This window comes from Paracoccus litorisediminis (genome assembly GCF_009711205.1).
Taxonomy (GTDB): Bacteria; Pseudomonadota; Alphaproteobacteria; order Rhodobacterales; family Rhodobacteraceae; genus Paracoccus; species Paracoccus litorisediminis.
This window is the reverse complement of sequence record NZ_WMIG01000016.1, coordinates 1-17,360: the sequence shown is the minus strand read 5'-3', so window position 1 is coordinate 17,360 and position 17,360 is coordinate 1. Positions and strand designations below refer to the sequence as shown.

21 protein-coding genes, 1 tRNA gene and 1 pseudogene are annotated in these 17,360 nt (G+C 60.5%); 11 read left to right on the top strand and 12 right to left on the bottom strand.

Annotated elements, in window-relative coordinates; translation table 11 throughout:
- Window positions 1-71: 71 nt before the first annotated feature.
- Window positions 72-431, bottom strand: coding sequence for an HNH endonuclease (locus tag GL300_RS19635; protein WP_246195264.1), 360 nt, complete (start codon window positions 429-431; stop codon window positions 72-74).
- Between the two features lie 16 nt (window positions 432-447).
- Here GL300_RS19635 and GL300_RS27160 point away from each other — a divergent pair, with 16 nt between their 5' ends.
- Entirely contained in the window at window positions 448-582 is a 135-nt protein-coding gene (locus GL300_RS27160; RefSeq protein WP_281353174.1) for a hypothetical protein, read from the top strand.
- An 89-nt stretch (window positions 583-671) separates the two neighbouring features.
- Here GL300_RS27160 and GL300_RS19630 read toward each other — a convergent pair whose 3' ends face one another.
- The 4 genes from GL300_RS19630 to GL300_RS19615 all read right to left on the bottom strand — a co-directional run bounded on the left by GL300_RS19630 (window position 672) and on the right by GL300_RS19615 (window position 5,000).
- Complete coding sequence (locus GL300_RS19630) at window positions 672-1,526, bottom strand: hypothetical protein (protein ID WP_246195263.1); 855 nt, start codon at window positions 1,524-1,526, stop codon at window positions 672-674.
- A gap of 348 nt (window positions 1,527-1,874) precedes the next feature.
- The gene (locus GL300_RS19625) at window positions 1,875-3,725 is read right to left on the bottom strand and encodes a DNA primase family protein (RefSeq protein WP_155041390.1); all 1,851 of its coding nucleotides are present in this window, start codon (window positions 3,723-3,725) and stop codon (window positions 1,875-1,877) included.
- Window positions 3,722-3,913, bottom strand: coding sequence for a hypothetical protein (locus GL300_RS19620; protein WP_155041389.1), 192 nt, complete (start codon window positions 3,911-3,913; stop codon window positions 3,722-3,724). Before GL300_RS19620 ends, GL300_RS19625 begins: the two co-directional genes overlap by 4 nt.
- Window positions 3,906-5,000: a DUF7146 domain-containing protein gene (locus GL300_RS19615; protein WP_155041388.1), complete on the bottom strand. Its 1,095-nt coding sequence runs from the start codon at window positions 4,998-5,000 to the stop codon at window positions 3,906-3,908. The genes GL300_RS19620 and GL300_RS19615 overlap by 8 nt, the downstream gene beginning before the upstream one ends.
- A gap of 81 nt (window positions 5,001-5,081) precedes the next feature.
- On the opposite strand from GL300_RS19615, the gene GL300_RS19610 reads away from it, so the two are divergent.
- Window positions 5,082-5,411, top strand: a complete 330-nt coding sequence (locus GL300_RS19610; protein ID WP_155041387.1) for a hypothetical protein — start codon at window positions 5,082-5,084, stop codon at window positions 5,409-5,411.
- Here GL300_RS19610 and GL300_RS19605 read toward each other — a convergent pair.
- The 5 genes from GL300_RS19605 to GL300_RS27485 all read right to left on the bottom strand — a co-directional run bounded on the left by GL300_RS19605 (window position 5,401) and on the right by GL300_RS27485 (window position 7,189).
- Entirely contained in the window at window positions 5,401-5,709 is a 309-nt protein-coding gene (locus tag GL300_RS19605) for a hypothetical protein (RefSeq protein ID WP_155041386.1), read from the bottom strand. The two genes, GL300_RS19610 and GL300_RS19605, sit on opposite strands and share 11 nt — an antisense overlap.
- The gene (locus GL300_RS19600) at window positions 5,706-6,029 is read right to left on the bottom strand and encodes a hypothetical protein (RefSeq protein WP_246195262.1); all 324 of its coding nucleotides are present in this window, start codon (window positions 6,027-6,029) and stop codon (window positions 5,706-5,708) included. Before GL300_RS19600 ends, GL300_RS19605 begins: the two co-directional genes overlap by 4 nt.
- Window positions 6,016-6,345: a hypothetical protein gene (locus GL300_RS19595; RefSeq protein ID WP_155041385.1), complete on the bottom strand. Its 330-nt coding sequence runs from the start codon at window positions 6,343-6,345 to the stop codon at window positions 6,016-6,018. The genes GL300_RS19600 and GL300_RS19595 overlap by 14 nt, the downstream gene beginning before the upstream one ends.
- Window positions 6,346-6,609: 264 nt before the next feature.
- The gene (locus GL300_RS19590) at window positions 6,610-6,888 is read right to left on the bottom strand and encodes a hypothetical protein (protein WP_155041384.1); all 279 of its coding nucleotides are present in this window, start codon (window positions 6,886-6,888) and stop codon (window positions 6,610-6,612) included.
- A gap of 40 nt (window positions 6,889-6,928) precedes the next feature.
- The gene (locus GL300_RS27485) at window positions 6,929-7,189 is read right to left on the bottom strand and encodes a helix-turn-helix domain-containing protein (RefSeq protein ID WP_155041383.1); all 261 of its coding nucleotides are present in this window, start codon (window positions 7,187-7,189) and stop codon (window positions 6,929-6,931) included.
- A gap of 93 nt (window positions 7,190-7,282) precedes the next feature.
- Here GL300_RS27485 and GL300_RS19580 point away from each other — a divergent pair, with 93 nt between their 5' ends.
- The 8 genes from GL300_RS19580 to GL300_RS19545 all read left to right on the top strand — a co-directional run bounded on the left by GL300_RS19580 (window position 7,283) and on the right by GL300_RS19545 (window position 11,742).
- Window positions 7,283-7,582, top strand: a complete 300-nt coding sequence (locus GL300_RS19580; protein ID WP_155041382.1) for a helix-turn-helix domain-containing protein — start codon at window positions 7,283-7,285, stop codon at window positions 7,580-7,582.
- 249 nt (window positions 7,583-7,831) lie between these two features.
- Window positions 7,832-8,023: a hypothetical protein gene (locus GL300_RS19575; protein WP_155041381.1), complete on the top strand. Its 192-nt coding sequence runs from the start codon at window positions 7,832-7,834 to the stop codon at window positions 8,021-8,023.
- Window positions 8,020-8,262 carry a hypothetical protein gene (locus tag GL300_RS19570; RefSeq protein ID WP_155041380.1) on the top strand — a complete coding sequence of 81 codons (243 nt, stop codon included), beginning with the start codon at window positions 8,020-8,022 and terminating at the stop codon, window positions 8,260-8,262. Before GL300_RS19575 ends, GL300_RS19570 begins: the two co-directional genes overlap by 4 nt.
- Window positions 8,259-8,921, top strand: coding sequence for an MT-A70 family methyltransferase (locus GL300_RS19565; protein ID WP_246195261.1), 663 nt, complete (start codon window positions 8,259-8,261; stop codon window positions 8,919-8,921). The genes GL300_RS19570 and GL300_RS19565 overlap by 4 nt, the downstream gene beginning before the upstream one ends.
- Window positions 8,918-9,193: a hypothetical protein gene (locus tag GL300_RS19560; protein ID WP_155041379.1), complete on the top strand. Its 276-nt coding sequence runs from the start codon at window positions 8,918-8,920 to the stop codon at window positions 9,191-9,193. Before GL300_RS19565 ends, GL300_RS19560 begins: the two co-directional genes overlap by 4 nt.
- A gap of 44 nt (window positions 9,194-9,237) precedes the next feature.
- Window positions 9,238-10,026 carry a ParB N-terminal domain-containing protein gene (locus tag GL300_RS19555; protein ID WP_170297735.1) on the top strand — a complete coding sequence of 263 codons (789 nt, stop codon included), beginning with the start codon at window positions 9,238-9,240 and terminating at the stop codon, window positions 10,024-10,026.
- A 222-nt stretch (window positions 10,027-10,248) separates the two neighbouring features.
- The gene (locus GL300_RS19550; protein WP_155041377.1) at window positions 10,249-11,262 is read left to right on the top strand and encodes a phage Gp37/Gp68 family protein; all 1,014 of its coding nucleotides are present in this window, start codon (window positions 10,249-10,251) and stop codon (window positions 11,260-11,262) included.
- A gap of 204 nt (window positions 11,263-11,466) precedes the next feature.
- Window positions 11,467-11,742, top strand: a complete 276-nt coding sequence (locus GL300_RS19545; protein ID WP_155041469.1) for a pyocin activator PrtN family protein — start codon at window positions 11,467-11,469, stop codon at window positions 11,740-11,742.
- A 296-nt stretch (window positions 11,743-12,038) separates the two neighbouring features.
- Here the strand turns inward: GL300_RS19545 and GL300_RS19540 are convergent.
- Window positions 12,039-12,122, bottom strand: a tRNA-Leu gene (locus GL300_RS19540).
- A 737-nt stretch (window positions 12,123-12,859) separates the two neighbouring features.
- Here GL300_RS19540 and GL300_RS19535 point away from each other — a divergent pair.
- On the top strand, window positions 12,860-15,649 hold the full coding sequence (locus tag GL300_RS19535; RefSeq protein ID WP_155041376.1) for a bifunctional aconitate hydratase 2/2-methylisocitrate dehydratase: 2,790 nt from the start codon (window positions 12,860-12,862) through the stop codon (window positions 15,647-15,649).
- Window positions 15,650-16,030: 381 nt separating this feature from the next.
- Here GL300_RS19535 and GL300_RS19530 read toward each other — a convergent pair.
- Window positions 16,031-17,164, bottom strand: a pseudogene (locus GL300_RS19530) (IS3 family transposase).
- Window positions 17,165-17,360: the final 196 nt, after the last annotated feature.

Genomic DNA, 17,360 nt, shown 5'->3' with positions numbered 1-17,360 from the left:
CTCCAGATGAGGGGGACGCGGGTCTAGGGCCGGAAGGGCCACGGACTTTGACCCACCCCCCTATTTCGGGGTCAGACGGGCCAATCCGACCGACCCTGCCGCTCCTCGCGCTGCTTGGCACCGTCGTGGCATGCCTTGCACAGGCATTGCAGGTTGGCCGGGTCAAAGAACAGGTCACGCGCGCCCCGATGCGGCACGATATGGTCGGCCACCAGTGCGGGGCTATCTTCGACACGGTGACACCGCACGCAGGTGAACAGAGCGGCGGAGATGCAGGACCAGCGCAGCCGTTGCCATTCGGCTGTCTTGTACCACTTACGCCAATGGACGATCTGGTCGCGTCGCTTCAGGCGGTCAGGGCCTGCGCCAATGGATGCGACGCGGGACGACATCGAGCCGACACGCGGAGCGAGCTGCTTGAGCCGTGCCAAATGTGATCCCTCTCGGTTGGAACAGATCAACTTCATCTTGGTTCTTCTCGTGGATGAGCCGGAGGAGGATGAGATGGCCATCATGAGGGCAATTTTGATCGGGCTGCCGACCGCAGTCATTCTCACGCTTCATGCGATTGGCATGCTGTGAGATCGAAATGAGAACGCCCGCTAGGGTTGATCCCTGCGGGCGCACTTCTCGATAATAGTGAATTCTGTCTCACAGACGGACCTAAGCAGTCAAGAAGTTTTTTGCATCCTATAGCCGATCATGCGGTCTAGCGTCTCGCCCAGTGCGTGTGAGACGGCTTTCCGGTGATCACCCTTCGCTGACCAACCATGGCTCATCAGCACCTGATCCAAAGTGCAGCCTTTGAGGCAGACCATATCGACCAATACACGATCCATGATCGGGCCGCGCTGTTCAGCGCCCCGCGCTGTCGGACGCACCCGGCGCACAGCCATGGCAACCCCATGCCCGATGCGCCCCCGCAAGAGATCGAGTTCACGACCAATATCCAGATGGCGATCCATCCAGTCCATGCTGTCGCCGCCGCCTCCCGAACTGTCGAGACACGATAGCTTGGTGCCATCCGTTGCGGAAATTTCGACCAGGGCTGCGTAGCGGCGCCCCATAGCAATCTGGCCTGGCGAGAGAGGCATGTCCCTCTTGCCTCGCAGCGCAGCGGCAATCATGAGATCGAACGCGTCGGCGCAACGGACCGGAGATTTGCGAACATAGCCACGGCTGGTTTCGACCAGATCGTCGATCGTTGCCCCCTCAAGATGGCGGACGCGCTCAAGGACGAAGCCACCGCGTGCCGGGGCCGGGGCAATGTCAGGACCGCATTCCTCGGGGATCGCGCCAGCATCGCGGATTTCGGCTAACCGCGCCGCTTCCTCAGCTTGACGCGCCTGCCGCGCCGCCTGGGCCGCCGAAACCAACGCCCTACCTTGTTCCACCTTGTCTGCCGAAATCAACATTTTGTGGTTCATTTCACTTATCTCACTGTCTGTAGGGTTCGCTGTTTCTGACTTGGGCTTGACGGGCTTGAAGGATTGAGAGTTGGGCTTGAGAAAAGACAGGAAACCCATTCATTCGTTTGTTGATATTCAATGGGTTAGACTACTTTTTTGGGTCTGACGGGCTTGAAGGGCTTGAGTTTTTACCCTTTGCGTAAGAGCAGTTTTCCCCCAGACCCCGCTGAATTACGCGCGCGGGTACATGGCGATTTTTCCGGCCCGTCGAGCCCGTCAGGCCCAAAATCGAGGTCTAAGCCGTTGATGTTGCGCATGTAGCACCCCCTGACCCCGGAGAAGTCTCAAGCCCACCCCTTGGGCGTCTCACGCCCGTCAGGCCCAACATCGAACCCATGGCCCAGATACGCGTGACGGGCCCGTAGGCCCGCCAGATCGATTGATGAGGGTGATTGGGGTGCGGGGTCATCGCGGCACCCAACCGCTCTGGCTGTTCTGAGCCTCGGCCGCGCGCTGTCGGGCTGCGAACTCCTCGGAGAGGCGGATGCCCCGATAGCCGGTGACCCCGCTCTTTCCATGCGCGAAGGTCTTCTGCGTGTCGGGATGGCGGAAGCTATCCGCTTTCGCCTTCATTCGCAAAGATACGGTGCGAAGACCCCATCGGGACTCGCCACGCTCCTCGATCCAGAAGTTGAACGCCTCGTTCAGTTCCTTGCCGGTCATGAAGTCGCGCTCGTAGCCTGTGACGACCGTCGCATCCGCCAAGAAGGTGCCGATCGGGTCACTGTCTTTGCGATAGCCATCGGTGGCCGCAGAGACCTCTTCCGGCTCGCGCAGCCCGCCCTCCAGATAATCCAGCAGGCCCTGCACCAGCCAGTTGAGGATCCCGGAGCGTTCCTGCCACAGCAGATCGTCCAGTTCCTTTTTCGGGATCCGCTTCTTCTCCGCGATCTGGACCGGGAAGGTGACCAGCATCAGTCGGCGCCAGATCCCGTCATCACCGCCGCGGATATCCGGCAGGTGGTTGCCTGAGATGGTCAGTTTGAAGATCGGCTGGAAGGTGATCATATCGGTATAGAGCGCACGGACCATCATTGGTTCGCCACCGGTCAGGGCCTTGACCAGACCCTCCTGCAGGCGCTCACCCTCTTCTGGTTCTGAGGTGCGCACCAGCCGCGCCCCGATCAGCGGGATCAGGTCCGGCTGGGAGTCCGAGCCGCTCTTCTTGTTCTTGCCGGTCAGACTCTCAATCTTGGCGGTGGCGGAATAGTCGCCCATCATCTGCGCCATCAGATCGACCAAGACGGATTTGCCGTTGGCGCCGCCGCCGTGAAAGAAGGCCAGCTTCTGGATATCAAGACCGGACATGGACAGGCCGAACCAGCGCTGCAGGAATCTGCGCATCTCGATATTGGGCTGGATCTGGCTCAGGAATTCATCGAACCGCGGACATTTCGCATCCGGGTCATACACCACTTGCATGACCTTGGTCAGCAGCTGGCCTCGATCATGCGCGACCAGTTCGACATCGGCCATCGGCGACATGCCATTTGCGGGATCGCCGGCGACGCGCGTGAAACGCAGCACGCCCGACAGCGTGTTCACGTCCAGATCGCCCTTGTCCATCTCATCGACCGCATGGGCCAGCATCACGCGGGCCTCGGCAATCATGTTGGACATGGGGCCACTGTTGCCAGCGTTCTTGGCGTGGGTCATGCGGCGCCCGATCAGGCTTTTATGCGTCTTCAGCGCGCCATCGATCGCTCGCAGCCTTGCGCCGATCTCGCCCAACTCGGATATCAGCTCTTCATTGCCGGCAAAGTCGGCGATGGCCTCGATCTCAATGCGACGGGTCCGCAACTTTCGCTCCTCGATCAGCAGCTGCCGATCGCGCTTGGACGGTTGCAGGAAATCGACCTCCTGTTCGATCAAGTCAGTCATGCCATGCGCCCTGCCCCGGATCAGGGGCGAACAGTCGCGGCTGATTTCTGGATCCCGTTTCCAGCGCGCGCCGTCCCAAACGAACCATCCGACCTGCGAGACGAACAAGATGTTCTCGCCAAAATGGATGCGGAACCGGTGCCCATTGCCGATGTCGTTCAGCGGCTGTCGTGATGCCTGCGAAACCGGATGCTCGGGCTCGTCATCGTCGGGCCCGCGATCCTCGGGAGGGGGCGGCGGGGGAACATAGTCATCCGGGATGCCCGGATCGTCATCGGGAAAATCACCCATGCCCTCGGGCAGATCGACATCCTCGGCATTCTGCATCACCGCCCGGACCTGCCCGACGGCATTATCATCGCGATCATCGGTCATGGTTTGGAACTTTCGAAGCGAGCAATGGCCTGCCCGAGCTTTTCGGCTGCGGCATAGTCCGCCGATGCGCGGCTTGCCAACCCGAGGTCGTTGGCGTGGTCGCCGGCGAATACCAGTCTCTGATGCGCGACACGGGCAGCCTTTAGAAGGGTCTTGAGGTGCGCAGAATCCTCAATCGCGTTACTCATCTTTCTGTCCCATCAGGATATCGTTGAGGTCCCTGCCCTCCCCGGCATGGACGATCGACCCGCGCAAACGGGGTCGCTTGATCATGGCGCGGCGCAGGCCGGCCTTGAGCTTGGCGGTCGTCAGCTTGGGGTCGCTGTCGCCGTCCTTGACGAAGATCAGGTGCCGGACCCATTCGGGCGGCAGCCATGCTTCGGAATCGTCCAGGTCGGGAAGACCGGCGAATTTCAGGCCGGGGCCACGCTGCATGCGGCCGGCCATGTTGCCCAGATCAACGCCGCACCAATAGGCGGTGGCCTGCGGAGCCGCATCCGCGATCAGGGCGGAAAGGGTCGTCTCGACCCCCTCGGCCATGATCATGGTGTCGCAGCCTCTGGGGGTAATGAAGCGGATTGCACCGCCCTTCTTCGATCCCAGCACCTTCTTGGCCGGCAAGGTCTCGCCCTTCTGGCGGGGGTCCGGCAGGATCAGCTTGCCCTTGGGCTGGTCCAGATCCAGCCAGGTACGGTGGACAGCTGTGACCCGACCCGCGGCATCGACCACCGCGCAGATCATGGCGGGACCAACATGGATTACATCCCACTGGCCGGGACGATCCGCAGGGATCGTATAGCGGGCGGTTGGGTCGAAACGGACAGTTTGTGGCAGCGTTGGGAACAGGTCCGGGCTGATTCCGCGTAAAGTCAGGTATTGGCGAACGGCAGTGCCCTCGGCCGAGCGCGCGGCAAACCAGATCTCGCGTGCCGCGCGGATAGAATCCTCGCGCCGCTGACGCGATATACCGTCTTGCCTGCGCCGATTGTCCTCGGCCTTGCGCTGGCGCTCGATACGCTCGGCCTCTGTCAGGCCCTCGGCCGGGCCACACAGCCATTCCAGTGCGGCCCGGAAATCCATACCCATGACATGCTGCACCAAGGCGATCTGATCACCCTTGGCGATCGGCCCACATTCCTTGCGGCACAGGAATTGCCCCGTCTGCAGGTTGATGCCGAACCGGTCCCGCCCACCGCATTGCGGGCATGGCCCGACCAGCTCACCGCCGGCGCGGACCAACCCGGCCAGTTCCAGCCGCGCAACGACATCTGCCATCAACAGAGCTTTTGCCTCGGTCAAACGGTGATCATGGTTCACGATGCACCCACCCTATGCCAACAAAAAGGACGTGACGGGATGGATGAGAAAGCGAGCGACAAAGCAGCCGCGGAAATGGCTGACGACCTCGACACATTAAATGGTCTGCACCATCGCAACAGACGCGCGACCAGCGCTCTGGAGATTGCAGTCCTTACGCTGGTGGACACGCTTGAATACATGTTTCCAGGCACGCGGGAAATTGTCGTCGAGGATATGCGCGATGCCGCTGAACGAGAGAGGTCGTTCATGCGGCATTTGCAAAGTGCTAGCGATGAGGGCGATCCGACCGACAAGGACATCGCGCGCGAGCTGATGGCACTTGAGTATCTGATAACCAAGCTGGAGAGGCCGATCATCAAAGACTAGCCTCCTGCCACGGCTGCATAACTTGCTGTTCTCGCGCCCGGACCGCGATGATCAGGTCACGCCGTCCATCGATCGTCAGCGCGCCGTGATCCGTGGTGATGGCGGGAAACAGCATCTGCTGCCAACGTGCGACCACATCATCTGCGGAGCATCCAATCTGCTTGGCGATGGCCGAGATCGAGGTGCCGCGGCACAGCTCCTCGACGATGGTCACATCTGCTTTGGGACCAAACGCGGGTTCAAGGCTATCCAGATGCCCAACAACCATGCGTTGGATCGAGGTGAGGCCAACACTCATGCTGCACGCCCTCGAATGGCATCCCAACCATCAGCCAGTCGCTGCCGGTCCCAGGCGTTCATCTCCTTACAGGCTCGGTCGTGCAGACCGCCGTAATATCCAGGATGCAAGGGGCGGTAGGTCAGGAATTGCTCAGCGGCCTGGATCAACGGCATCAGCCGAACTTGTTCGCGCGAGGCGTAACGCACGACATCGCGCAGAATCGCGACCACATCGTCCAGATAGGACCTGTCGACCAGCACTGGACGCGACAGCACCTCAAGGGCGGCGATCAGGGTTTGATCGTAGACTGATAGGCGCGCCGCTTCAGCCATCGACATCGACCCTCGCCGGCGCGCCGCACCAGGTCGTGCGATGGACAGCGCGAAGCAATCGATCCCCGGCATCGTTCCAAAGTTCTGGACGGCCATTGCCTTCGGTGACGGTGTCGATGAAGTGCTCCATCTCGCGCGTCAGGTCGTGATCGGGGCCGAAGGTCTGAAAAACCAACGCACCAGCCTGGTCGATCGCCTCCGGAGCGACGGTAGCGGCTTTGGCGCCATAGGCGACGGCGAGCATTGAAAAGCGTGCGCGGACCGAAACCACCCCACTCACCGGCATGGCGTGCACATCGCGATATTCAGTCAGAACATTCATGCTGTGATCCCTTGGTTGAAATGGATGGGCGCGGCGGCGTGGTGGGCCCGCCGCGCCCTCTTCATCAGCCTCTAGGGAGGAGGAATGAGGCTGATGAAATTTTCGCCCCGCTACCGAAGCAGCTCTCGGCCGGGCCAGCCGCAGGTTCCACGATCCCGGTCATTCCCGCCCGAGGCGAACAAGGATCGTGACGGGTTCCGTGAGGACAGGTGCTGCGCCCCCTCCTCCATCCCCGCCCCGGGCAACCTGAAAGCCCGTATTCCATCACCGTACCTGCATGATCTCGAAATATCGGGGCAGCGTTTCGACCGCATGGGCGACGACATCGCCATAGGGACGGTTGATCGCATCGAACCAGTTGCAGGCGGTCTGAAAGGCCACACCGAAATGGACAGCGCACTCTTCGCGCGACCCGAAGCTGGCGATCATCAGCAGCGACCAACGACGCATGAACGCGTCGCGATCCGGGCCATGGCTGGTATGGGCACGGCGCGCTGCCGCAGCCGTGCGGGCACGACCGTCAAAAATCCTGTCACGGGACATTTGAATTCGTGCCGAGGCAGCCTGACGCGAGTCAGGGGTATTAAGAGGTTGGGACATGGGGATGCTCGATGGTTGGGGCCGGAATATCCGGACGTTCGGCAACAATGGCTTCACTCGACACCCAGACCGACACAGGGACTTTTCCACCCGTCGCTCGCTCAATTCTTTGCGCGAGCCTGAGACTTGGAGTCATCTGGCGCCGACACAGCTTCGAAATCGTCCCTTGGCGGACCTGAACCCGCTGGGCGAAGTCTGCCTGCTTCTCGCCAGACTGCAGGAGATGGATATCGAGTGTGACCATACCAAATTATATGATTGTCAGGAATATTCCCGTCAAGCATTTTATTCCTGAGGCTGGTTTGATTATCCTTGCGGACAGAAGGATCATGCGCCCATGAACCTTCAGCGCATTCGCCGCGACCGCGGCCTCAGTCAAGCAGAGCTGGCCGAAATGGCTAAAGTCGAGCAGTCGATGATCTCAAAGATCGAGAACGGCTTCGATGGGGTGACGCTGCGCATCCTTCGCAAGCTCTCCACCGCCCTCGAGGTGGAGATTACTGACCTGCTTTCCGACGATCGGACAACAGCCGAGCGGGCGCTGATCGAAGCATTTCGCGGCCTTCCTCCGGATCGCCAGCAAGGCTGGCTTGACATGGCTGCGATGATAGCTGGTCCGAGCTCAGCAAAAGAGTAATCAATCGATCAAATTCCTGGTCGGTCATTGATGCCAACAGTTTGGCAAACCTATCAACGTTTTCCAATGCGATCTCCAAAGCAAGCAGTAAACTCAGCCCGAAATCCCAGCATCTCGGCAATGCAGACCCGCGCCCACACCGACTGATGTCGCAGTATGAAAATTCCTAACAAGAATTTTAAGGATTGACAGGAATATTCCTGACATTCATTTTTGTTTCCATCCGAAACGCACTGGATGGAGCGCGTCATGCGAACCCCTTCCCTTCCTCTCGACCAGGTCGCGATCAAGGCCGCGCGCGACATCATCGCCAATCCCGAGCAAGCAGCAGCTGTCCCGGCCAGCGTCCGACTGCTGGCCTTCAAGGTCGCGGCCAGCGCGTTTGGTTTCACCGTGATCCAGCGCCGTCGCCCGGCAACCGGCCGGGGGAACAAGCGATGACGCGACTGAACAGCGAGCACCAGGACCGTCACCCTTTCGCCTCGGGCCGCGCCGCAGCTGATTTCCACCTCTCGGCCGACGACATGTCGCCAGACGAAGGAATGGACGTGCTCGTCCTTACGACACGCCAGAAGCGCGTCCTGAATCGGCTGGTGACCATCCTTATCGGTGCCGGAATGTGCCTGGCTCTGATGGTGATCGCCGCCGCTGGATCGATGCTCGCGGTCCTTTTCTCATGACCCATTCGCCCGCCAGACAGTCGCTTGTCCTGCCGGGCATGACTGCCCCCGGTCTCTGCTCGGACCGGGGGCCTTTTCCTAATACGGCCGGGCTGATCCAAGCCTTCTATGACCTGCGTCCCGCCGGTGGCTTCGACCTGATCATGGCGGATCCGCCGTGGTCGTTCGACAACTACTCAGATCGGGGCGAAGAGAAGAACGCCAAGGCGCAGTACGGCGGCATGGATCTTGCCGTCATCGCGGCCATGCCGGTCAGCGTTCTGGCAGCTGATCACGCTGTCCTGTGGCTCTGGGCCACCAACCCGATGCTGCGTGAAGGGATCCACGTCCTCGAGGCATGGGGCTTCGCTTTCAAGACCGCGGGGCATTGGGCCAAGCGAACCAAGCGCGGCAAGCTGGCTTTCGGGACCGGTTACATCCTGCGTTGCGCGGGCGAGCCCTTCCTGATCGGCACCCGTGGTGCGCCAAAGACCACCCGCTCTGTCCGATCGGTGATCGAGGGGCCGCTGCGCGAGCATTCCCGCAAGCCCGATGAAGCATTCGCAGCTGCTGAAAAGCTGATGCCTGACGCCCGCCGGCTGGAACTGTTCAGCCGCCAGCGCCGCCCCGGCTGGTCGAATTGGGGCAATGAATTCCAAAAGTTTGGAGAAGTCGCATGAACACGGCGCATCGCTTTGAATTCTTCACTGACGACAACGGCCAGCCCTGGGCTTGTTTTGCCTGGGGGGATGTGCCGCCAGCGACCATCACCCGCGAACGCATCACGGACGCTGCGGCCTACTATGAGGGTTTCGTGGAGACCGAACTCGACCTCGATAACTTCACCGTGCAGGCCATGTGGATACAGAACGGGTCTGACGAAGAAACTTGGGTTTTCTGCGATGCTGACGCCCCCGGCGCAGAACGGATCACGGGGGTTCGCTTCTCATGAACGTAACAATCCGCCCCGACCTGCGCGCTATAGATGTCGCAGGCATGGAAATGCTTGAACTTACCCCGCAACCTGCGCCCCAGCTGATGTGGGTCAAGATCGGCGACTTGGTCATCGATGACCGCTATCAACGTCCGCTCAGCACGAACAACTGGGCCTCGATCAAGCGCATCGCGCGGGAATTCCGCTGGTCACGGTTTTCGCCCGTGTTGGTTGCGCCGGTGGAGGGCGGGCACTACGCCGTGATTGACGGACAGCACCGCGCCCATGCCGCCGCCCTGTGCGGAATCGAGGCGATCCCCGCCATGGTGGCCCTTGTTGCGCCTGACGAACAGGCGCTGGCCTTCATCGAGATCAACACCCGCCAGATCCGCGTCAGTGGTCATGTCGTCTATCGCGCAGCGCTTACTGCGGGCGAAGAATGGGCCGTCGCTTGCCGCGATGCCCTTTCGGCTGCGGGCTGCGAATTGATGACGCGCAACAACGTCTCCAAGAATGACAAGCGGGCTGGCCAGGTCTTTGCCGTCGGGTTGATCCGAAACCTCATCCAGTCGGGCCACCACGAGGCTGTGACGAACGGTCTAGCTGCCCTGATGGAATATGATCCCGAGGCAGTTGCGAATTTCACCGACACCCTTCTCACACCTTGGCTGGCCGCGTGCGCAGAGAACTCCCGTGATCGGGGCTTCTATCTCGACGTGCTGCGGGCCAAGCGCCCATGGCTCGTTATCGAAGCAGCAGATCGGCTGGCAGAACAGGAAGGCAAGCCCAAGGCAACGGCACGGCGCGAGTTCTTCTCGATGCTAATGCGCAGAGAGGGACGCGAGGTATGAATGACCGCCCCATTACACACCATATTAGTCCCTATGTCGCGTGGCAGGGTTTCGAATGCGATAGCCCCAGCTGGTTATCGCCAGCCAGAGTGTCGCCGATGCCCGCCTCGGGTTCATTGGATTGGCGACTTGTGCTGCAGAACCCGCAGTTTGGGTGGCCGGACAATGTGATCGATCAGGCCACTACGCTGCGCGATGCCGAGCTTAGCCGCGGGGCGCACCATGGCTGAGAACAGTAACATCGAATGGACCCACCACACCTTCAATCCGTGGATCGGATGCCAGAAGGTCGGACCGGGCTGCGACCATTGCTATGCCGAGGCATGGGATGCACGTGGGCTCCAGCAGAGCGAAACCCGCTGGGGAACGCACTCCGCCCGGACGCGGACTAGCGCGGCAAACTGGCGTAAACCGCTGTCTTGGAACCGGGCCGCTGCCAAAGCTGGCGAACGGCACCGCGTGTTCTGCGCCAGCCTCGCGGACGTTTTCGACAATCATCCCTCGATCCTGCCAGAATGGCGGGCCGACCTCTGGCGGCTTATCGAGGCAACGCCGAATCTGGACTGGATGCTGCTGACCAAGCGGCCGGGCAACATCGCCGACATGCTGCCGGTGCCGTTCGACTTCGACCGGCTCTATTCGAATGTCTGGCTGGGCTGCACCGTGGTCAACCAGGCCGAAGCCGACCGCGATATTCCCAAGTTGCTGGCGGTTGCGGCCAAGGTGCGGTTCCTCAGCATGGAGCCGCTGCTTGCGCCGGTCGACCTGACGTCGCTGCCCTATGGTGAGGTCATAGGCAATGCGCCAACCTATCAGGACGCGTTGCGCGGAAAGCTTTGGATGCCTGCCGGCAGTTGGGATGGACCGGGTTTCACTGATCGTGACCGAACCTATGTCGATCTCTGCGGGATGATCCATCTTGTGATCGTCGGCGGCGAAAGCGGGCCCGAAGCCCGGCCGATGCACCCGGGTTGGGCGCGGTCGCTCCGCGACCAGTGTCAGGCAGCGGGAGCGACGTTCCATTTCAAGCAATGGGGTGAGTGGGCATGGGCCGAAAAACTTTTGCCCCTCCAGGCGGGCGATATCACTTACTGGCCGGACGGAACCTTTGGATCCGGCAACGCCAACGACAAAGGCGGCGCCGGTTGGTCAATGCGGAAGGTGGGCAAGAAGGCCGCTGGCCGCCTGCTGGACGGTCGCACCTGGGACGAGATGCCGAAGGTGCGTCATGGCTGATGTTACCGGACCCATCAGCACCCTGCCCGGCGCGCGCCCTCCCGTTCCGCCCGGCACAATGTGCGACGATCACCCCGACCGTCCGGCCATCGCTCGCATCCTGGGCGAAACCGATTCCTTCGGGTCGGAGATGATCGATTGCTGCGCAGAATGCCGCGACGCTCTGGCAAAGGCCTGCGCGGAAGAGATTAGGAGGGCTGCTTGATGGGGAATCAGGGCATCAGTACGATCTGGCTGCTCATGGCCCAGTACGAGGGGCGCGCTATGATCGGCGCCGATGTAGTTTGCCGCGACTTCTTTGCACCCCTGACCCTGCCCGTCTTCCTGCGGAAGATAGCAAGCGGCGAAATCGCGCTGCCTTTAGTCCGAATGGAGAGCAGCCAGAAAGGCGCCAGGATGGTCCATCTGACTGATCTTGCCCAGTTCATCGACGCAAAAGCGTCGGCGGCACGCAAGGAAGCAAAGGCACTATCACGCTGAGAATATTGCTTACAATTTGCTTACGCTAATTGAGCCATTGCTAACCAAGTGCAATGGCTCATTTTTTTACTTGTCGCCACAATCCATCATGGGCGCGACCGAGAGCCGTGCTGCGGTCACCACCCCGGAAGCCCCTGAATTTTCGCCGTTCTGCATTCGGGTCTCACTGTCTGATACGACTGGGTCCGTCTGGATACGGGTGCCTGCGGTCGGATTGTCGCGGGTTCGGTCGGAATGCAAAAGGCGCGACTTGCGACGCGCCATGCAGATTTCCATCTGCGTGTTTGCTTGCGATATGGTACCCGAGGTCGGACTCGAACCGACATGTATTGCTACGGCGGATTTTGAATCCGCTGCGTCTACCATTCCGCCACTCGGGCAAAGTATTGCTGCGCTTGGCTTTATCGCACATCATGTGGCGGGCGCAAGAGACCTTTGCAACATTCCTGCTGCGGGCTTTGTTCGTTCAATTGTGTCAGGCGGGCATTCGTAGCGAGAACAATAAGCGCCCCCTTAGCGCCTCAACCGGTAGAACTAAGGCTGAGCTTCCGGGGCTACGCCACCCGTTCTGATCGGACACTTGCGCATATCCATGGAGCACGGCTGAGAAGGTTCGCATCGCCGAGGCGGCGCTGGACGAACGGGCCAGCTTTTCGGTGGTCACGCACCGCAATGATGTGGTGGCTAACCTGCGGTATCGTCGGCGGAGGCCATGCTTGAACGGGAAGCGCCCAGATCGGAGGCACGAGCTACCGCCTGCGGGTACATGCTGCAGTCTTTTCCAGCCCCCGCAAAAGCTGCCAACCCCTCACGCGCGAGCTACAGTCCGATTCCGCTGACAAAAATGCGTCAGGGATAGTCCCGCTCAAGGCCGCACGATCCGGAACCCTCAGCAGACCGCCTTTAAGTCGCTCATCAACAAACAGAAATCCTTCCGGGCTCCTAACCCACAGGGTTCGCGTGACAAATCCTCACATCGATTAGTTCTACAAGGGCACCCGCTTGCGACCAAAACGGAATTGGTATACTGCCGCATACAATTGAGCTGCCGCCGCTAACCGGACCATCACGCGGTCCTGTGCGTCAGTTCTTCCGGCACTTTTACGTAGGGATCGTCATGAGCTTGTACACCGACTACCTAACCGAAATCGAAACCCGTAAAGGTGAGGGTCTGCATCCCAAGCCCATCGATGATGGTGCACTGGTGGCCGAGCTGATCGCCCAGATCGAGGACACCGGAAGAGAGCACCGCAAAGATTCCCTGCAATTCTTCATCTACAATACCCTGCCCGGCACGACCAGCGCGGCAGGCGTCAAGGCACAGCTCTTGAAACGGATCATTCTGGGCGATGCGACTGTCGCCGAGATCACTCCGGCATTCGCCTTTGAACTGCTGTCGCACATGAAGGGCGGGCCGTCGGTCGAGGTTCTGCTGGATCTGGCACTTGGTGGCGATGCCGCGATTGCCGCGCAGGCGGGCGACGTGCTGAAAACCCAAGTCTTCCTTTATGATGCCGACATGGCTCGTCTGGGCGACGCTTATAACGCCGGCAATTCCGTCGCCACTGACGTCCTTGAAAGCTATGCCAAGGCCGAGTTCTTCACCAAGCTCCCGGCGGTCGACGACGAAGTCAAGGTCGTGACCTATATCGCCGCAGAAGGCGACATCTCGACCGACCTGCTCTCGCCGGGCAACCAAGCGCATTCGCGTTCGGACCGCGAGCTGCATGGCAAATGCATGATCTCGCCCGAGGCGCAGGCCGAGATTCAAGCGCTTCAGGCCCAGCACCCTGACAAGCGCGTCATGCTGATCGCCGAGAAGGGCACGATGGGCGTCGGCTCATCGCGCATGTCGGGTGTGAACAACGTGGCGCTTTGGACCGGCAAGCAGGCCAGCCCCTATGTGCCCTTCGTCAATATCGCGCCGGTGGTTGCGGGCACCAACGGCATCTCGCCGATTTTCGCCACCACGGTCGACGTGACCGGCGGCATCGGCCTGAACCTGAAAAACTGGGTCAAGAAGACCGACGAAGACGGCAAGCCGATCCTGAACAATGACGGCAACCCGATCCTCGAACAGAAATACTCGGTCGAGACCGGCACCGTCCTGACCATCGACGCCAAGAACAAGAAGCTTTGCGACGAATCCGGCAAGGAACTGGTCGATATCGCTGCCGCCTTCACCCCCCAGAAGGTCGAGTTCATGAAGGCCGGTGGCTCCTACGCCATCGTCTTTGGCAAGAAGCTGCAGACCTTCGCCGCCCAGACCCTTGGCATTGAGCCGACCCCGGTCTTTGCCCCGAACAAGGAACTTTCGGTCGAAGGTCAGGGCCTGACCGCGGTCGAGAAGATCTTCAACCGCAACGCCGTGGGCGTTCTGGGCGGCAAGACGCTGCATGCCGGTTCGGATGTGCGCGTGCGCGTCAACATCGTCGGCTCGCAGGACACGACCGGTCTGATGACCGCACAAGAGCTTGAGGCGATGGCGGCCACCGTCATCTCGCCGATCGTTGACGGGGCCTATCAGTCGGGCTGCCACACCGCCTCGGTCTGGGACAAGAAGGCGCAAGCGAACATTCCGAAACTCATGAAGTTCATGAACAATTTCGGCGTGATCACGGCGCGCGACCCGAAGGGCGTCTATCATTCGATGACGGACGTGATCCACAAGGTGCTGAACGACATCACCGTGGATGACTGGGCGATCATCGTCGGCGGCGACAGCCACACCCGGATGTCCAAAGGCGTGGCCTTCGGCGCGGATTCGGGCACGGTTGCGCTGGCACTGGCCACGGGCGAGGCCACCATGCCGATCCCGCAATCGGTGAAAGTGACCTTCAAGGGCGCGATGCAGCCGCATATGGACTTCCGCGACGTGGTCCATGCGACACAGGCGCAGATGCTGAAGCAATGCGGCGACAACGTCTTCCAAGGCCGCGTGATCGAGGTTCATATCGGCACGCTGCTGGCCGACCAAGCCTTCACCTTCACTGACTGGACCGCCGAGATGAAGGCCAAGGCGTCGATCTGCATCTCGCAGGACGACACCCTGATCGACTCGCTGGAGATCGCCAAGTCGCGCATCCAGATCATGATCGACAAGGGCATGGACAATGCCGCCGGCACGCTGGCCGGTCTGATCGCCAAGGCGAATGCGCGCATCGCGGAAATCCGTTCGGGCGAAAAGCCCGCTCTGGCCCCCGATGCCAACGCGAAATACTTCGCCGAGGTCGTCGTGGATCTGGACCTGATCGACGAGCCGATGATCGCGGACCCCGACGTGAACAACGCCGATGTCTCCAAGCGCTACACCCATGACACGATCCGCCCGGTTTCCTACTACGGTGGCACGAAAAAGGTCGATCTGGGCTTTGTCGGCTCCTGCATGGTGCACAAAGGCGACATCAAGATCGTCGCGCAGATGCTGAAACGGATTGAGAAAGCGCAGGGCAAGGTCGAGTTCAAGGCGCCGCTGGTCGTCGCCGCGCCGACCTACAACATCATCGACGAGTTGAAGGCCGAGGGTGACTGGGAAATCCTGCAGAAATATTCGGGCTTCGAGTTCGATGACCTGCTGCCCAAGAACGCGGCCCGCACCGAGTACGAAAACATCCTCTATCTCGAGCGTCCCGGCTGCAACCTCTGCATGGGCAACCAGGAGAAAGCGGCAAAAGGCGATACGGTTCTGGCCACCTCGACCCGCCTGTTCCAGGGCCGTGTCGTTGAGGACACCGCCGAGAAGAAGGGTGAATCCCTGCTCGCCTCGACTCCTGTCGTGGTTCTCTCGGCAATCCTTGGCCGCACCCCCAGTGCGGATGAATACAAGGCCGCCGTCGAAGGGATCGAGTTGACCAAATTCGCCCCACCGCTGGAAAATCCCGGCATGGCGCGTTCGGTCCATTTCTGATCGCTTCGCTGCCAACCTCCGTCCCGCTGGCCATTGGCCAGCGGGGCTCCGAGGCACGAACGGTTGCTAGGTGTTTGATCCCATAGTCTGATGGCGCAGTCCTTTCCAAGGAATGGAAGGAGGCCATATGGGACAAGTTCGTCGCGGAAACCCCACGGCCACGCACGCTGTGCGCGCAGCAATACGGCGATCAAAGCCCCTACCCCTGCGCTGAACCTCTCGCCCCTTCGTTGAGCGTGTCGACAAAGCTCAAATGTCTCACATAGGCAGTTCAAGAATGTCACAGTCCCCCATCTGAAGCCTCTGCGCAAAAATCGGAGAATGGGATGGGAGAATGATGGCCAAATTGGAGCTATCCCGGTTTCGTTTCCGGCCAAATTCTCATGTTATGCGGCCCTTTTCTCCGAAAGCCGCGGGTGATTTCCAACCCGAGGCCAAGTGTTTGCGGCGCGGGTTGTAGAAGTCGTTGATGTATTCGAAGAGGGCGATCTCGAAATCACGTCGTACCAGTCGCGTCGCCAGACCAGCCCGGCCTTCAGGGGGTTGAAGAAGCTTTGGACTGCCGCAGTTGTCAAAACAATTACCCTTGCCGCTCACCGACACTTTGAAACCATGGCTGCACGGAAGCTCCTGGTATTCGTGAGCGCAGTATTGCGAGCCGCGATCGGTGATATGAATGCAACCTAGTGGCGGACACGTGCAGTGCGATTGCCATGTTCAGCACCCTGATCGCCACGTCCTGCTTTATCCGGCTGCTGATTGCCCGTCCGATAACACGCCTTGAAAACAGGTCGGTGATGGCTGCCAGATAGACCCAGTCCTCGCGCGCCCAGAGTTGCCGCTGTTGCGTCATTGGTCCAAGCGACAATGGCGACGGTGATGTCACCGACCCATTTCTGGTCTGGCCCGCTCACCGGTGCGCTGGAACTTGCGGCTGCGGACAATCCAGATACCGTTCTGGCGCATTCGGCGGCCCATGCGACGTTGCCCCACCCGCAAGCCCAGTTCGTTCAGTTCCTCCTTCATGCGCGATCTGCCATAGCTGCTCAGGCTCAGGCATTGCTGGTCGCGGACATGAGCAAGGATCACCACGTCTCGTCGCTGGCGTTGCGATGACCGCCGATGCCGCCAAGCGCATAACCCACGGTCTGTCACGCCCATCAACCGCCACAAGAGACTGCGCGGAAGGCTGCCACGATATGTGGCAATAAACTCAAACCTCGCGGCTTTTGAGCCGCGAAGAACTGAGTCACCTTTTTTAATACTTCCCTCTTTCGCCGGGAAAACAGTTCCCTGGACTGTTTTCTGATCCGGCTCAAATCCCGGAATACCCGGTTCTCTTTGCGCAGCCGTTCGTTCTCGCGCATAAGTCGCCCGGATCCATTTGCCAGGCGTCGACAGTCCAACCCAAAGATCGGACGCAACCTGACGCGATGTCAGGCCGATGGTGAGCCAGATGCGAACCGCGGCCCGCTTGAACTCATCGCTGCCATATCCAGTCTCCTTGCCGAGCATCGCTATCGCAAGACCGGAACCGAACCGGTGCAACTGCAGATCGTGTCGACCTGCTGAAATCAATGGGTCCTGACCCTTCTGTATCTGCGCTCTGCTAAACTGGCCCCGTCACCGGCCCCGGCCCGGGTCAGTGACGGGGTAGTGCGCGACGTCTGACCCTTGTGGCATGACCACGTTTCCTAGCCTGTCGGCACCG

What these genes read in the sequence shown, in the direction of transcription:
- GL300_RS19570 (WP_155041380.1), top strand. Translation starts at nt 8,020, where the DNA reads ATGACGCGACTGAACAGCGAGCACCAGGACCGTCACCCTTTCGCCTCG.
- GL300_RS19595 (WP_155041385.1), bottom strand. Translation starts at nt 6,345, where the DNA reads ATGAATGTTCTGACTGAATATCGCGATGTGCACGCCATGCCGGTGAGT.
- GL300_RS19555 (WP_170297735.1), top strand. Translation starts at nt 9,238, where the DNA reads ATGGAAATGCTTGAACTTACCCCGCAACCTGCGCCCCAGCTGATGTGG.
- GL300_RS19550 (WP_155041377.1), top strand. Translation starts at nt 10,249, where the DNA reads ATGGCTGAGAACAGTAACATCGAATGGACCCACCACACCTTCAATCCG.
- GL300_RS19630 (WP_246195263.1), bottom strand. Translation starts at nt 1,526, where the DNA reads ATGGGTTTCCTGTCTTTTCTCAAGCCCAACTCTCAATCCTTCAAGCCC.
- GL300_RS19565 (WP_246195261.1), top strand. Translation starts at nt 8,259, where the DNA reads ATGACCCATTCGCCCGCCAGACAGTCGCTTGTCCTGCCGGGCATGACT.
- GL300_RS19590 (WP_155041384.1), bottom strand. Translation starts at nt 6,888, where the DNA reads ATGTCCCGTGACAGGATTTTTGACGGTCGTGCCCGCACGGCTGCGGCA.
- GL300_RS19605 (WP_155041386.1), bottom strand. Translation starts at nt 5,709, where the DNA reads ATGAGTGTTGGCCTCACCTCGATCCAACGCATGGTTGTTGGGCATCTG.
- GL300_RS19625 (WP_155041390.1), bottom strand. Translation starts at nt 3,725, where the DNA reads ATGACCGATGATCGCGATGATAATGCCGTCGGGCAGGTCCGGGCGGTG.
- GL300_RS19545 (WP_155041469.1), top strand. Translation starts at nt 11,467, where the DNA reads ATGGGGAATCAGGGCATCAGTACGATCTGGCTGCTCATGGCCCAGTAC.
- GL300_RS27485 (WP_155041383.1), bottom strand. Translation starts at nt 7,189, where the DNA reads ATGGTCACACTCGATATCCATCTCCTGCAGTCTGGCGAGAAGCAGGCA.
- GL300_RS19560 (WP_155041379.1), top strand. Translation starts at nt 8,918, where the DNA reads ATGAACACGGCGCATCGCTTTGAATTCTTCACTGACGACAACGGCCAG.
- GL300_RS19615 (WP_155041388.1), bottom strand. Translation starts at nt 5,000, where the DNA reads ATGGCAGATGTCGTTGCGCGGCTGGAACTGGCCGGGTTGGTCCGCGCC.
- GL300_RS19535 (WP_155041376.1), top strand. Translation starts at nt 12,860, where the DNA reads ATGAGCTTGTACACCGACTACCTAACCGAAATCGAAACCCGTAAAGGT.
- GL300_RS19600 (WP_246195262.1), bottom strand. Translation starts at nt 6,029, where the DNA reads ATGTCGATGGCTGAAGCGGCGCGCCTATCAGTCTACGATCAAACCCTG.
- GL300_RS19620 (WP_155041389.1), bottom strand. Translation starts at nt 3,913, where the DNA reads ATGAGTAACGCGATTGAGGATTCTGCGCACCTCAAGACCCTTCTAAAG.
- GL300_RS19575 (WP_155041381.1), top strand. Translation starts at nt 7,832, where the DNA reads ATGCGAACCCCTTCCCTTCCTCTCGACCAGGTCGCGATCAAGGCCGCG.
- GL300_RS19610 (WP_155041387.1), top strand. Translation starts at nt 5,082, where the DNA reads ATGGATGAGAAAGCGAGCGACAAAGCAGCCGCGGAAATGGCTGACGAC.
- GL300_RS19580 (WP_155041382.1), top strand. Translation starts at nt 7,283, where the DNA reads ATGAACCTTCAGCGCATTCGCCGCGACCGCGGCCTCAGTCAAGCAGAG.